Origin of the sequence: Plantactinospora sp. KBS50, assembly GCF_002285795.1 — a bacterium.
Taxonomy (GTDB): Bacteria; Actinomycetota; Actinomycetes; order Mycobacteriales; family Micromonosporaceae; genus KBS50.
Genome location: NZ_CP022961.1, coordinates 5,011,932 through 5,026,384 on the forward strand (window position 1 = coordinate 5,011,932; position 14,453 = coordinate 5,026,384).

A 14,453-nucleotide genomic window follows, 5' to 3' on the forward strand; every position below is an offset into this window, starting at 1 on the left:
CGGCTCCTGTCGGAACCGTGACAGGAGCCGGCACCGTTCCGTGGTATCCCTAACTCGCCAGTCAGCGGGCCGCAGCGCGGCGCGGGACTGCGGGGCGTGGGGCGAGGGGGCCTGGTGGGGCGGGTACTGGTGACCGAGGATGACGATCGGATCGGTCAGTTGGTCGGCCGCGCGTTGCGTGCCGACGCGCTCACCCCGGGATCACGGGCCGATGGGTCGACAGGCGCCGATCCCGCCCTCGGCAGCGAGTTCGACCTGACGGTTCTCGACCTGACCAGGCCCGGCACCGACGGCCGTCCGGTCCTGCGGCGGCTGCTGGCCGAGCGGCCCGGCCAGCGGGTCCTGGTGCTCTCCGCGGCGCCCGAGTTGGGCACCCGGATCGCCGTGCTGGCCGCCGGTGCCGCCGACTTCCTGGCCCGGCCGTTCGCGGTGGCCGAACTGGTCGCCCGGGTCCGCGCCTGGATGCGCTCCGCGGCGCCCGGCGCGGCGAACCGGTGGTTCCAGATCGGACCGGTACGCCTCGACCTGCTCGACTGTCTGGCCACCGTCAACGGCATCGACGTCGAGCTGGCGCTGCGGGAGTTCCTGCTGCTGCAACACCTGATGACCCGCGCCGGCCAGCCGTGCAGCCGGGACGAACTGCTCGCCGACGTCTGGGGGCTCACCTTCGATCCGGGCAGCAACGTCGTGGACGGGTACGTGCGCCGGCTGCGCGGCAAGCTGGACCGGCCCGAACGGATCGAGACGGTCCGCCACGTCGGCTACGCCTACGCCCTCGACTGACGGTTGGGCCCACTCCTGTGCCGTACGGCTCACTCCTCGGTGAGGCGTGCCGTACGGCTCACTCCTCGGTGAGGCGCAGGGCCAGCGCCGGGCACATCTGCACGGCCTTGGTCGCCCCGCCCTCCAGCCAGGTCGGCACCGGGGTGGGCGGGAAGCTGGGGAATCCGTTGTCGTCCAGCCGGATGAACTCGGGTGCCACCACCGCGCACAGGCCGTGCCCGTCGCACCGGGACCAGTCCACCGCCAGCCGGCGCTTGACCACGTTCGGCGCCTCCGGCAGGCCGAGCACGCCCTTGACCCGCTTGCCGCACCCGTCCCGGGTGGTGTGGGCGACGACGTCCGCCGCGAAGACCTCCATGGCGGAGGTGGCGAACCGGCCCGTACCGTCCGGGTGGCTGCACGCACCGCGCCCCTTGATCACACCGGCCGCGGTGCGCACCGTGTCGGCGGGGTTCGCCCCGGACACCACCAGGTCGGTGGCCCGGGCCAGGTCCGGCAGGCCGAGCCGGCACGGCCCGCACTGCCCCGCCGACTCGCCCGCGAGGTAGCGCACCACCTGCGCCACCTCGCCCAGCGGGCAGGTGTCCTCACCGAGCGGCAGGATGATCCCCGCGCCCAGCGTGCCGCCGACGGCGGAGAGGCCGGCCCGGGACACCTCGGCGTGGGCCGCGGACTCCGCCGAGATCCACTTGCCGTGGTAGCCGCCCACCAGCACGCCCGGCCCGGGCGGCACGTCACACAGCGCCAGCACCTCCGCCAGCGGCGTACCGGTCGGGCACTCCACCACGGCCGGACGCCGCGCGGCGCCGCCCACCGTGAGCAGCACGGTGCCCGGTTCCTTCTCAAGGCCCACGGCCGCGTACTCGTACGGCCCGAGCCGCGCGGCGACCGCGATCTGGGCGTACGTCTCCGCGTTGGACAGCAGGGTCGGCAGGCCGCCCACGCCCGAGTCGCTGGCCCGCTGCTTGCGTCCGGGCGGGATGTGCGCCTCGCCGTTGATCCCGCGGACCAGCGCCCCGCCCTCGCCGGAGATGAACCGGTGCGGCACCGTCACGATGCCGGTGTCCACCGGCATCTGCCGCTCGCGCAGCGCCGCCGCCAGGGAACTCTCCCCGACCCCGTCGTCCGCCACGCCGATCACGATCTCGTCGGCGTCCAGCGCGTACGCGGCCAGCGCCGCACCGTCGAGGATCAGGTGCGGCGCCCGGGTGAGAAGCACCTTGTCCTTCCAACTCGCCGGCTCCCCCTCGGTGGCGTTCACCACCACCACCGGCGGAGACTGCTGGGAGCGGGCCGACTCCAGCACCGCGCGCAGCTTTCGGGCGAACGGGAAGCCCGCCCCGCCGCGGCCGGTGAGCTGGATGTCCTCGGCCAGCCGCAGCAGCGAACTGATGGACAGCGGGCCGATCGGCCCGTGCACCTCCTCGTGCGCCGCGAGGTCAAGCGAGCCGAACTCGTCCAGCCCGGCCGTCAGGCGCGGTTCGCCGAAACAGGCGACCGGCGGAACGGCCGCCACCGTACCGATCACTTGGCCTCACCTCGCAGTTGCGCCCAGTAGGCGCTGTCGGCCGCCTCCGCGGCGGCGCGCCGGCTGTCGGCGGACTCCCCGCGGCGGCGCCGGGAGCCCTTCTCGGCCGCCCGCATGGCCCGCCGCGAGGCGAGGTCCACCAGGGTCGGCGTGTCGTCGTCCGGCTCCGGCGGCTCGTACCGGGCCGTCCGGCCCACCGCGGCGTACCGGCTCTCCCGCGGCTCGTAGCGGTCCTCCCGCTCGTACCGGTCGTCGCGCTCGTAGCGATCCTCCCGCTCGTACCGGCCGTCCCGGTCGTACCGGTCCTCGCGCTCGTACCGGTCCTCGCGCTCGTACGCGTCCTCGTCGTCCCGGCTGTGCCGGGGTCCGCCGCTGGTGGCCGCGACGCGTTCCGCGGGCGGCGAGCTGTAGCTGCGCGGCGCCTCCCAGTAGTTGCTGTCGGCCGCGCGCTTGCCGGCGCGACCCGCGCGGCTCCGCTCCCCGCCAGATCCTCGGCATCCAGCGTCGCGTCCGCACCGGCCCAGCGCCGCGGGCTGTCCCACGGCTCCTCCGGCATGTCGGCCGGGGCGTACCGGGACGACCGCCGCTCGCCGGCACCGCGCCGCCCGTCGGCGTCACGGCGTCCGTCGGCGTCACGGCGTCCGTCGATGTCACGGCGTCCGTCGATGTCGCGCTCCTCCGGCGCCTCGTACCGGCGGGCGCCCGCCGCGCCGGCGTAGCGCCGTCCCGCCGGTTCGAAGTCGGCCTCCGCCAGATCGGCCATCGACTCGCGGTCCCGGTCCCGGTCCCGGTCCCGACCGCCGGCCGTCGCGACGGCCGGCTCGTCCTGCCAGGCCGGCCGGTCACCCGGCTGGGCCGGCACCTGCGGCACGGTGAACCGCCCGGGACGCCGCCGGGGCGACCCCACGGCCCGGTAGCCGGCGTCCGGCGCCCAGGAGTCCAGGGACGCGGCCGGCCGCTCGGGCTGCACCATCGTGTCCCGCCCGACGCTGTCCCGCCCGATGGTGTCCCGCCCGATGGTGTCCCGCCCGACGCGTACGTCCGAGACACCGCGACTGACCGGCCACCGGACCGACCGGGAACCCTCGATCTCGCCCGCGGACTCGCCCTTCGAGCGGGTGGCCGCCGGGTTACGCTCGGCCTCACGCCGCTTGCGTCCAAGGTTGACCGACAGCCGGACCAGCAGAGCCGCGATGACCAGCAACACGCACAGCAGGTAGCTCAGGGTCACCCAGCTCTTCGGCGTGCGCCCGGCGTTCAGCCCGTGGACCAGGGCGATCGGCCAGGAGACGTACGCGGTGCTGTGCAGCGCCCGCCACATCCACGGCTTGCCGGCACCGGCGAATTTCATCCGGATGAGGCCGGTCCACAGCACGGCCACCATGGCCCAGCCGGCCAGCGTGCCGAGCCCGACGAAGAAGCCCCGGCCCGACACGAACGGCAGCACCGGGTCGAGCAGCCCGGCGTGCCCCTCGGCGATCTTCGTGAGAATGTGCAGGCCCAGCGCACCGACCGCAAGGGTCCCGAGCGCCCGGTGCGCGGACTGCATCAGGACGCGGTGCCGGATCATCAGCACGATCCGGTCGGTGGCCACCAGCCCGATCATGACGGTGATGCTCAGCAGCACGAGCGTGGCCACACCACCGTAGAACTCGGTGAAGACGAACAGGTACGCGTAGACGACCTGTCCGGCCGAGGTCAGCATCATCACGACCCACAGCAGAGCCGTGACCGATGCCGCCAGGCCGAGCAGGGCGCGGCGGGATACCGTACGACCACTTCGGCTGCTGGTGCTCCGCGGAGCCTCCGGCACCTGGGTCCGTTGTTTCCGAGCCATCCGCTCCTCGATCTCGCTCGCGCAGGGCCGACTTCCACTTCAGGTACGGCCCCCGAGACCGTTCGGATGAACGGTTTTCTGATTCTTTCCGTTAATCCTTCTGGCGTTCATATGGGCACGCACGGTGACGGCGCGAGTACGAACAATTGGCAGCATTTTCGGGCAATCCATCGACGCACTCGGCACAGTTACGGCTCCGTTAACGCGTCCATCCGGACGATCCACTGTCGGCCGTTCCGCGGACCTCGTCCGGCTCCGTCGGCCGGAAGCTCGGTGGCCACCGTCCGGCGCCGCGCACGTCGAATCGCGGTCATCGCGGCGGGACACCGCGCCCGGCGCCGTACCGGATTGGCGTTTGCGCATCATCTGGAAGTGATCGCCGGGTCGCTCTGCGGAGCCGGAAAACGTCGTAGGTCCATGCGAACGTGAATCCGTGATCGAGGCGCTGGCGCTGATGGACGACGCGATGGGCAGTTGCCTGACCGCGCGGGCCTGGGCGCTGCCCGAGGACAGACTCCTGAAGTGTCTGGACGAGGTTCACCGGCTACGCCAGCGACTCGCCGTACTGGAACTGGTCCTGATCCGCGAGGCGGACGGCCGCGCGATCGCCTCGGCCCACGGCGCGACATCCACCCCGGCGTGGCTGCGCGACCGGCTCCGCGTGCCGATCGCCACCGCCCGCCGGCTGGTGACGGACGCGGCCTGGCTCGACGCGGGCGACGCGGGCAACCCAGGCGACGCGGGCGACCCGGGCGAGCAGCCCGCGGCCGGACACGCGACTCCCCCGGACGACGTTCAGCCACCACAGCGCGGTCCGGCCGCTTCCGAGGCGTCGCACACGGGACCAGGATCCGGAGACGGCCCAACGCCCGACGACGGCCCAGCACCCACCGCCGGACCGGCGCTCACCGCCGGACCTGCGCTCACCGCCGGACCTGCGCTCACCGCCGGACCTGCGCTCACCGCCGGACCTGCGCTCACCGCGGCGGCGGGGTGCGCCGCGGACGCTGCCGGACCGGCGCTCCGCGCGGAGCTGGCTTCCGGCGCCGTCAGCCTGGAACAGGCACGGATCATCGCCGTCGCCGTCGGGCAGGTCCACGCCGAAGCCGGCGCCGAGATCGCCGACAAGGCCCTGTCCACACTGCTCGCCGACGCGCAGATCTGGGAGCCCAAGGCCCTGCGGGCGCTGGCCGAGCGGATCCTCTGGCACATCGCTCCCGACGCGGCGCAGGAGGCCGACCTACGCGCGCTACGTCGCGCCGAGGAACATGCACAGCGGCGCCGTCACCTCACCCTCTCGGGCGGCGACGACGGCTGGATGCGGCTGCGTGGTGTTCTCGACGCCGAGAGCAGTGCGACGCTGTTGGCCGCCCTCGATCCGCTGTCCCGGCCGAACGGGCCCGGCGACGATCGCACCCCGGGCCAGCGCCGGCACGATGCGCTGGCCGAGTTGACCCGCCTCGCACTGCGTACCGGTGAGTTGCCCGAGAACGGCGGCGAACCAGCGCAGATCGTGGTGACCACGAGCTACCGCGAGCTGGCCGCCGCGATGCTGCGATCCGGCAGCCGCTGCGTCGTCGGACCCGAAACCGCCGGCACGACCGGGCACGACGCGCTCCGGACCGGCACGACCGGGCACCCCACCCTCGGGGACGACCCGCTCAGGCACGACCTGCCTGGGAAGGACCCGCTCAGGCACGACCTGCTCAGGGACGACCCGCTCGGGAAGGACCCGCTCAGGACGCAGCAGGCCAGGACCGACGCGCCATCCTTCGCCGACCGGCCGGGTCGCCCGCCCTCCGCACCGGCGACCAGCCGGACACCGGCCAGATGCGGAACAAGCCGCCCTCCCGCCGCACCAGCAGCGAGCGACCCGCCAGCCGCCTCCGAAGCGAGCCGGGCGCCGGTGCCGCGCGGCACGAGCCGCGAGCGGGCAGCACCGGCAACGACCCACCCGCCGGGCACATCCGCTACGACCCGCCCGCCGGCCACACCGGCAACGAACCACCCGCCGGGCAGATGCAGTACGAACCACCCGTCGGCCAACGGCGGGGCGAGCCATCCGTCAGCCCCGTCGAGAGTCAGCGCACCGGCCACAGTAGAAGCCTGCGGCCCGGCGCCCTCGCACGGAAACAGCAACCCGCCCTCCTCTGGTGCCCGCGCTGAGCGGCATGTCCAGTTCCCGACCGGGCGGCCGGCCGCCATGACCCCAGGCGCCCCAGATGGCCCAGGCGCCCCAGGCGGCCCAGATGGCCCAGGCGCCCCAGGCGGCCCAGATGGCCCAGGCGCCCCAAGCGGCCCAAGCGCCCCAAGCGCCCCAAGCGGCCCAGGCGGCCCGCGAAAGGCTCGGGCCACGGCTGGGCACCAGGATCAGCGCGCCACGGGCGACGGCCGCCGTCGTGGTCGCCCAGCGGCCTCCGACGCCCCTGGCGAGCCGGCTCGGTCCGGGCAGGCTGGACAACGGGCTACGGCTCACCCCCGAGACGGTACGCAGGCTGGCCTGCGACGCCGCGATCCTGCCTGCCGTCCTCGGCGGCCAGGGCCAGGTCCTCGACGTCGGCCGACAGCGCCGACTCTTCACCGGACCCCTGCGCCGCGCCCTCGTCCTGCGTGACGGCGGCTGCACCTTCCCCGGCTGCGACCGCCCGCCCCGGTGGACCGACGGCCACCACATCGTCCACTGGGCCGACGGCGGCGAAACCGCCCTGGCCAATGCGTGCCTACTCTGTCGATACCACCACCGAGTGATTCACATCGGTGAATGGCAAGTCCGGCTGGCCGCCGACGGGCATCCCGAATTCCTTCCGCCCGCGTGGATCGACCCGGATCAGCGGCCCCGACGCAACCGATACCATCTTCGCCGCTGAGCCGGCAGTTTTCGCCCGTGCCGGCTCTGCTGCGCGGCTCGACTGGTCCGCCCGGCCACCCGATCAGCCCAGCCCGCAGCTCGGGAGCAAGGCCGCGGCACAACCAACCCAGCCCGCAGCACAACCAGCCAAGCCCGCAGCACAACCAGCCAAGGCCGCAGCACAACCAGCCAAGGCCGCAGCACAACCAGCCAGCCCGCAGCTCACGAGTAAGGCCCCGGCACAACCAGCCAGGCCGCAGCCCTGCTCTCAGCCGGCCATCCCCCACGGCTTCGACGTCAAGGGACAGCTCAACCCACGTCCACGTCGGGCCGGTCGCCGCAAGGTGCAGCGACACACCACCGAAGCGACACAGCAACTTAGGGACACAGGGACACAGGGACAGGGACACAGGGACGCACCACCGCGGCGGTGCAGGGACGCAGCGGCGCAGCGGCGATCAGCCGCGCCGGCCGGTGGACCAGCGGTCGGCGCCGGTTCCCGGGACGGGGTCGGTGGCAGGTCCCGGGCCGGACCCCGGGCCGCCGGAACGCGGCAACCGGTCCGGGCCGTCGGCGCCGAACGCCATCTCCCGGCTCGGCGCCGTGAAGTCCTCGACCGGTTGGCCCTCCAGCGCCGCGGCCATGGTCCGGGCCACCGCCTCGATCACCTTCTGCTGCACGGCCGAGCCGACATGATCGGCCGGGTCGTCCGGGTTGGCCGCGATGCCGGCGGCGGCGATCTGCGGGGTGAACGCCACGAACGTCTCGGTGGCGTTCTCCTCGGAACTACCGGTCTTGCCGCCCACCGGCCGGCCGTCCATGATGCCGTCCACCTGGGCGGCCGTACCGCCGTCGCAGCGGCCGTAGGCCGACTGCTGGCCCACCGGGCAGCGGGCGGCGTCGGTGGCGGCGCGGGCCACGTCGGCGTCGAGCACGCGCTTGCAGTCTGGCTGCCCGACGTCCAGTTTGGCCCCGTCCGGCCCGGTCACCGAGGTTACCGGCAACGGCGTGCAGTACGTACCCTCGGCGGCCACCGTCGCGTACGCGCCGGCCAGGTCCAGCGGGGTGGTCGCCGCGACCCCCAGGGTGAAGGCGCCCCAGCCCGCGGCCTCGTTCCTGGCCCGGTCGGCGTCGGCGTCGGCCCGGAAGGTGATGCCCAGCCGCTGGGCCAGTTCGACCGCCTTGTCGGCGCCGACCCGCTGCTCCAGCCAGACGAAGTACGTGTTGACCGAACGGCCGAAGCCGGTCCACATGGTGCGATAGCCATCCATCCAGGATGGGTTCGCGTTGGCGGGGCACCACGAGCCGTCGCAGTTGTCCGGACCGCTGTCGGGGTACCCGGTCGGCAGCCGGCTGGGCGCGTCGAAGCCGGTCTCCAGCGGCTGTCCGGCCTCCAGGGCGGCCAGCATGGTGAACAGCTTGAACGTCGAGCCGGCCTGGTAGCCGTCGATGGTCCCGCCGCCGGCGATCAACTGGTTGACGGTGTTCGGGTAGTTTTCCTGGCCGCTGGGGTTCTCGGCCAGGCTGTAGTGCCGGTTCACCGCCATCGCCAGCACCCGCCCGGTGCCCGGCTGCACCACGGCCATCGGCACCGCCCGCGGGTTGTCGTAGCCGTACACGGACAGCGCCTCATGCTGGGCGGTGGCCTGGATCTCCGGATCCAGCGTGGTGACCACCGTGTAGCCACCGCGGTTGAGCGCCGCCTCCCGCTCGGCGCGGGTGGCGCCGAAGGCCGGCTGGTCCAGCCACCAGGCCCGCAGGTAGTCGCAGAAGAACCCCCAGTCGTCGTGGCCGGCGGGGGTACCGGTGCAGCCGTTGGGCTGGTCGCTGGGTTCCAGGGCGAGCGGCTCCGCCTCGGCCTGGGCCGCCTGGGCCGCGGTGATGTTCCCCATCCCGACCATGGCGTCCAGCACGTACGCCCGGCGGTCCAGGGCCTCGTCCCGGTCGCCGCTGATCGGGCTGTACGCGTCGGGCGACTGCACCAGTCCGGCCAGCAGCGCGGCCTCGTCGAGGGTCAGCTCCGCCGGCGGCTTGCTGAAGTACCGCTCGCTGGCGGCCGCGATGCCGTACGCCCCGGAGCCGAAGTAGGCGATGTTGAGGTAGCGGTCGAGGATCTCGTTCTTGGACAGCTTCTTCTCCAGCGCCACGGCGTACCGGATCTCCTGGAGCTTGCGTCCGACGGTGTCCTCGGTGGCGGCGGCGCGCTCGGCGGCGCTGAGCGACGGGTCCGTCTTCAGGACGTTCCGGACGTACTGCATGGTCAGGGTGGATCCACCCTGCCGCACCTCGCCGCCCTTGCCGTTGGCCACGAAGGCCCGCAGCAGCCCGCGCGGGTCCACGCCGTTGTGCTGGTAGAAGCGGGTGTCCTCGGCCGCCACGATGGCCTGGCGCATCACCGGAGCGATCTCGTCGAGCGAGACGTCCCGCCGGTTGACGTCGTAGAAGCTCGTGATCAGCGTCTTGCCGTCGTTCGCGTACACGTAGCTGCGCTGGGCGGTGGGTGGCGTCCGCAGGTTGGCGGGCAGGTCGGAGAAGCTGTCGCTGGCGACCTTCAGGGCGACGCCGAGCAGCGCGTTCGCCGGCAGGGCCACGGCGGCCAGGACGACACCGGCGAGTACGCCGGCCAGCAGCACGGTGGCTGCGCGGGACAGCGTCGAGCGAGGGGGCATCACTCCAGATTTGCCCGTATCCGCCGGAACGCCGAGGACTGGAAGGCGATTGTCAGGAACCTCACGGTGACCGCCCAGCCCCAGCTCAGCGGCCCTTTACCGGACCGTGTTCCGGACGCCGGCCGGCGCCGCGCTAGAATTTGGTCATTCGTCCAAGGCGTTTGCCCAAATCTGTCGGAGGAGTCATGGCGGAGACCGCGGCCACCCGTGGCCAGCGCACCCGCGACGCGTTGTGCGCGGCCGCGGTGGGGCTGGTGGCGGAGGTCGGCTGGGGCAGGGTCACCACCCGGTTGGTGGCCGAGCGGGCGGGCGTCCCGGTCGGCGCGGTGCACTACCACTTCCGGTCCCTGACCGACCTGCTCATCGAGGCCTGCGCGCCGGTGCTGCGCCGGGTTGTCGACGAGGTCGCGGCGGGGCTGGGCACTGCCAACGACCTGTCGAGCGGGCTGGACTGGCTGGTCGGCAGCCTGACCGGATACGCGGGTGACCCCGCGGCGCTGCGGCTGCCCAGCGAGATCTTCCTGGCCGCCACCCGGGACGAGCGGCTGGGCGAGCGGATCGACCTGACCATCGAGGAGTTCCGGGCCGTCGTGGCCGGCTGGCTGGAGCGCTGCGGCCACGGCCCGGACGCGCCGGCCGCCGCCACCGTGCTGGCGGCGGCGATGGACGGCCTGCTGCTCTACCGGGCCGTCGGCGTGGCGATCGACCCCACCGCCCTCGCCGGGATCCTGCGCCGGATCGTCACCCCGCTCCCCGGGTGACCGCGGCGGCCGGAACCAGCCCGGACCGGACATCCGGGGACAGCACAGCCAAGGACGGAACGGAAGGAACCAGACGGAAGGGAGAACGAGCACATGCGCGCGATCATCTGCGGCGCCGGCATCGCCGGATTGACCACGGCCTGGTGGCTGGATCGGGACAGCTGGGAGGTCAGCCTCGTGGAGCGGGCCGCCGGGCCGCGGGACGAGGGCTACCTGATCGACTTCTTCGGCTCCGGCTTCGACGTCGCCGAGCGGATGGGCCTGGTGCCGCGGCTACGCCGCGCCCAGACCAGCGCCGAGGCGATCGAGTACGTCGACCCGGCCGGACACGGTCGGGGCCGGCTGCACTACCGCGCCTTCGACACGGCGTTCAGGGGCCGCATCGCCACGCTCATGCGCGGCGACCTCGAACGGATGCTGCACGAGTCGATCGCCGGCCGCATACCGATCCGCTACCGCACCACCGTCGACGCGGTCCGGCCGTACGGCGACGGCAGCGCCGGCCCGGACCGGGACGGCGGTGCCGACGCAGGCCGGGACGGCGGTGCCGACGCAGGCCGGGACGGCGGTGCCGACGCAGGCCGGGACGGCGCGGCGGGCGTCGAGGTCACGCTCAGCGACGGCACGGTGGAACGGGCCGACCTGCTCATCGGCGCGGACGGGATCCATTCCCGGGTACGGCGGCTCGCCTTCGGCCCGGAGGCGCCGTACCTGCGCTATCTCGGTTACCACACCGCGTCGTACGTGTTCACCGACCCGGATCTGCGGGACCGGATCGGGCCGCGCTTCCTCGCGGTCGTCGCGCCGGACCGCCAGTTCGGGTTCTACCCGATCGACGACCGGCGGTTGGCCGCCTGGCTGGTGCACCGCGCGCCGGACCCGGCGCTGCCGGAGGATCCGCGGGCGGCGTTGCGCGCCCACTACGCGGACCTGGGTGACCTGGCCCGCCGCGGGCTGGAGCACTGCCCGCCGGCGCCGGACCTGTACTACGACCAGGTCGCGCAGATCGCCATGACGGGCTGGACCCGCGGGCCGGTGACGATTGTCGGCGACGCCTGCCAGGCCGTCTCGCTGATGGCCGGCCAGGGGGCCGCGATGGCGATGGGTGGCGCGTACGTGCTGGCCGAGGAGTTGCGCCGGGGCGGCGGCGTGGACGCGGCGCTGACCCGGTACGAGCGGCGGATGCGGCCGTTCGTCCTGGCGAAGCAGCGGGCCGGCCGGCGTACCGCGCACTGGCTCGTGCCGGACACCCGGTGGCGGCTCGCGGTGCGGGCCGCGGCCTTCACGGCCACCGCGCTGCCGGGGGTACCGGCCCTGCTGCGACCCGCGCTGGCCACCTCAGGCAGCAGCGTGGTGAGCGCTGCCGACGGCCGGTAACTGGCCGGGAAGGCCGGGCGGCCGTATCGTTTCCATTGGCAACTTTTGCTGACGACAGGGTTCCCAGGCCGGCCGAATTGTGGGATGGTCCACACTCGGCCCGCTCATCGCTCCAGGCCAGATGGCCGTACGCGCGAATAGTGGCTAAGGTTTTCAGCCGGCCTGCGCCGCCCGCCGGCGGGTCGGAACCGTTGATTGCACCCGACGACACGACAAGACGGACATCGACGACGCATTTCCCATCGATGTACGCGGAAGGGAGACCGTGCCTGTCCTCGCAGTGAAATCGCTTTACAAAATATTCGGTAGCCGGGGTGACGAGGCCGTACGACGGCTCGCCGACGGCGCCCCCCGGGACGAGGCGATGGCCGGACTTCCCGGCACGGCGGCGGTGATCGACGCCAACTTCGAGGTCAGACCCGGCGAGATCTTCGTCGTGATGGGGCTCTCGGGATCGGGCAAGTCGACCCTGTTGCGGATGCTGAACGGCCTGATCAAGCCGACCCACGGCGCCGTCGAGATCGACGGGGTGGATCTGACCCGGCTCAAGCCCCGGGACCTGCGCCAGTTGCGGCGCGAAAAGCTCAGCATGGTCTTCCAACACTTCGCGCTGATGCCGCACCGGACGGTGCTGGAGAACGCCAGCTACGCGCTGGAGGTCGCCGGCCTGTCCCGGGCGGAACGCCGGGACAAGGCCATGGAGTCCCTCCGCATGGTGGGGTTGGAGCAGTGGGCGAACAGCCTGCCGCGGGAGTTGTCCGGCGGGATGAAGCAGCGCGTGGGCCTGGCCCGGGCGCTGGCCGCCGGCACCGACATCATGCTGATGGATGAGGCGTTCTCGGCGCTGGATCCGCTGATCCGGCGCGAGGTGCAGGACCAGTTGCTGGAGCTCCAGTCCGAACTGGGCAAGACCATCGTCTTCATCACCCACGACCTCAACGAGGCCATGCGGCTGGGCGACCGGATCGCGGTCATGCGGGACGGCCGGATCGTCCAGATCGGTTCGGCCGAGGAGATCCTCACCGACCCCGCCAACGACTACGTGGCGCAGTTCGTGGCGGACGTCGACCGGACCCGGATCCTCACCGCGTCGTCCGTGATGGAACGCCCGCAGAGCGTCATCGACGTGAGCGCCGGCCCGCGGCTCGCCGCCCGGCGGCTGCGCGAGTCGCAGACCTCGGTCGTGTACGTCACGGGCACGCAGAAGCGCTTCCTCGGCACGGTGACCGAGGACGAGGTCAGCCGGGCGCTGCGGGCCGGCAGCGACACCCTCGACGGGTACGTCTCGACCGACGACGTCCGCAGCGTGGCCGAGTCCACCCCGGTGACCGACCTGTTCAACTGCTGCGCCGAGAGCGTGCATCCGGTGGCCGTGCTCGACGAGCGGGAGCGGCTGACCGGGGTGATCCCGCGGATCACGCTGCTCAGCGCCCTGGGCAACGTCGGCACCGACGACCCGCCGGCGACGGACGGGACCGCGGACGGAACGGACGGGACCGCGGACGGAACCGCGGACGGAACGGACGGGACCGCCGACCCGGTGCGGACCGTTCCGGCACCGACCAGGGCCGTCGAGGACGACGTACCGCCGGTCGAAGCGGCACAGTCCCCGGGCGGCGACGGGACGCGGATGGAGGGAGAACCGGCATGAGTGCGATGGCATCGCCGCTGGACGGCATTTTCCCCCGGGTACCGCTCGGCGACTGGCTGGAGAAGGTCGTCGACTGGGCCACCGGCGCTCTCGGCCCGCTCTTCGACGCGATCGCGTCCCTGGTCGAGGCGTTGGTCCGGCCGCTGACGGACCTGCTCACCAGCATCCCGGCCGTGGTGGTCGTACTGGTCATCGCCGGCCTGGGCACCTGGCTGCGCAGCTGGAAGTTCGGGCTCGGCGCGCTGGTCGGCCTGGGGCTGGTGGCCGGGATGCCGTACTGGGAACAGACGATGAACACGCTGGCCCAGGTGCTCGTCGCCAGCACGTTGTCGCTGCTGTTCGCCGTGCCGCTGGGCATCTTCATCGCGGAGAACCGGCGGGCCTCGGCGGCGGCCCGCCCGGTGCTGGACCTGATGCAGACGTTGCCGGCGTTCGTCTACCTGATCCCGGCCATCTTCTTCTTCGGCATCGGCACCGTCCCCGGCGTGCTGGCCACCCTGGTCTTCAGCATGCCGCCCGGGGTCCGGCTCACCGAGTTGGGCCTGCGGCACGTCGACCCCGAGATCGTGCAGGCCGGTGAGGCGTTCGGCGCCTCGCCGTGGAAGATCCTGTTGCGCACCAAGCTGCCGCTGGCGCTACCGACGATCATGACGGGCGTCAACCAGGTCATCATGCTGGCGCTGTCCATGGTGGTCATCGCGGGCATGGTCGGGGCCGGCGGACTGGGCGATGTGATCATGTTCGCCCTGGCCCAGGTCGAGGTGGGCAGCGGCTTCGAGGGCGGCATCGCCGTGGTGGTGTTGGCCATCGTGCTCGACCGGCTCACCGATTCGATCGGCGGCCGGTTCCCCGCCGCACGGGCCCAACGGGCCGGGTGACGGCCCGGGGCGACCGGCCGAGCGGGCCGGTCGCCCCCCACATCCAGCAGGGAGCGAGATTCGCGCCGGTGCCCTGCCATGCCAACTGCTCGGCATTTCGGCATGTTTTCGCCGGCTGTTA

The 14,453-nt window shown here is 72.9% G+C and carries 8 protein-coding genes and 2 pseudogenes; 7 read left to right on the forward strand and 3 right to left on the reverse strand.

Annotated elements, in window-relative coordinates:
- Nucleotides 1–114: 114 nt before the first annotated feature.
- Complete coding sequence (locus tag CIK06_RS21490) at nucleotides 115–783, forward strand: response regulator transcription factor (protein ID WP_095566325.1); 669 nt, start codon at nucleotides 115–117, stop codon at nucleotides 781–783.
- Nucleotides 784–841: 58 nt separating this feature from the next.
- Here CIK06_RS21490 and CIK06_RS21495 read toward each other — a convergent pair whose 3' ends face one another.
- Both CIK06_RS21495 and CIK06_RS29620 read right to left on the reverse strand, forming a co-directional pair.
- Entirely contained in the window at nucleotides 842–2,311 is a 1,470-nt protein-coding gene (locus CIK06_RS21495) for an NADH-quinone oxidoreductase subunit NuoF family protein (protein ID WP_232533778.1), read from the reverse strand.
- Nucleotides 2,223–4,022: a Yip1 family protein gene (locus CIK06_RS29620; protein WP_157756885.1), complete on the reverse strand. Its 1,800-nt coding sequence runs from the start codon at nucleotides 4,020–4,022 to the stop codon at nucleotides 2,223–2,225. The genes CIK06_RS21495 and CIK06_RS29620 overlap by 89 nt, the downstream gene beginning before the upstream one ends.
- A 592-nt stretch (nucleotides 4,023–4,614) precedes the next feature.
- On the opposite strand from CIK06_RS29620, the pseudogene CIK06_RS32585 reads away from it, so the two are divergent.
- Both CIK06_RS32585 and CIK06_RS21520 read left to right on the forward strand, forming a co-directional pair.
- Nucleotides 4,615–5,646: pseudogene (locus CIK06_RS32585) on the forward strand (DUF222 domain-containing protein); the annotation flags it as partial.
- 943 nt (nucleotides 5,647–6,589) lie between these two features.
- Nucleotides 6,590–7,015 (forward strand): annotated as a pseudogene (locus CIK06_RS21520) (DUF222 domain-containing protein); the annotation flags it as partial.
- A gap of 439 nt (nucleotides 7,016–7,454) precedes the next feature.
- Here CIK06_RS21520 and CIK06_RS21525 read toward each other — a convergent pair.
- Complete coding sequence (locus tag CIK06_RS21525; protein WP_095566328.1) at nucleotides 7,455–9,665, reverse strand: transglycosylase domain-containing protein; 2,211 nt, start codon at nucleotides 9,663–9,665, stop codon at nucleotides 7,455–7,457.
- Between the two features lie 185 nt (nucleotides 9,666–9,850).
- On the opposite strand from CIK06_RS21525, the gene CIK06_RS21530 reads away from it, so the two are divergent.
- The 4 genes from CIK06_RS21530 (at nucleotide 9,851) to CIK06_RS21545 (ending at nucleotide 14,332) form a co-directional block, all read left to right on the forward strand.
- Nucleotides 9,851–10,426: a TetR/AcrR family transcriptional regulator gene (locus tag CIK06_RS21530; protein ID WP_095566329.1), complete on the forward strand. Its 576-nt coding sequence runs from the start codon at nucleotides 9,851–9,853 to the stop codon at nucleotides 10,424–10,426.
- Between the two features lie 93 nt (nucleotides 10,427–10,519).
- Nucleotides 10,520–11,803 (forward strand): FAD-dependent monooxygenase, encoded by a 1,284-nt coding sequence (locus tag CIK06_RS21535; RefSeq protein WP_095566330.1) that lies wholly within the window; start codon nucleotides 10,520–10,522, stop codon nucleotides 11,801–11,803.
- A gap of 280 nt (nucleotides 11,804–12,083) precedes the next feature.
- Nucleotides 12,084–13,454 carry a glycine betaine/L-proline ABC transporter ATP-binding protein gene (locus CIK06_RS21540; protein WP_232533779.1) on the forward strand — a complete coding sequence of 457 codons (1,371 nt, stop codon included), beginning with the start codon at nucleotides 12,084–12,086 and terminating at the stop codon, nucleotides 13,452–13,454.
- Nucleotides 13,451–14,332, forward strand: a complete 882-nt coding sequence (locus CIK06_RS21545) for a proline/glycine betaine ABC transporter permease (RefSeq protein WP_232533780.1) — start codon at nucleotides 13,451–13,453, stop codon at nucleotides 14,330–14,332. The genes CIK06_RS21540 and CIK06_RS21545 overlap by 4 nt, the downstream gene beginning before the upstream one ends.
- Nucleotides 14,333–14,453 lie beyond the last annotated feature (121 nt).

Excerpts from the sequence above, each read along its gene's own strand:
- CIK06_RS21525 (WP_095566328.1), bottom strand. The coding sequence starts at position 9,665 with ATGCCCCCTCGCTCGACGCTGTCCCGCGCAGCCACCGTGCTGCTGGCC.
- CIK06_RS21530 (WP_095566329.1), top strand. The coding sequence starts at position 9,851 with ATGGCGGAGACCGCGGCCACCCGTGGCCAGCGCACCCGCGACGCGTTG.
- CIK06_RS21535 (WP_095566330.1), top strand. The coding sequence starts at position 10,520 with ATGCGCGCGATCATCTGCGGCGCCGGCATCGCCGGATTGACCACGGCC.
- CIK06_RS21545 (WP_232533780.1), top strand. The coding sequence starts at position 13,451 with ATGAGTGCGATGGCATCGCCGCTGGACGGCATTTTCCCCCGGGTACCG.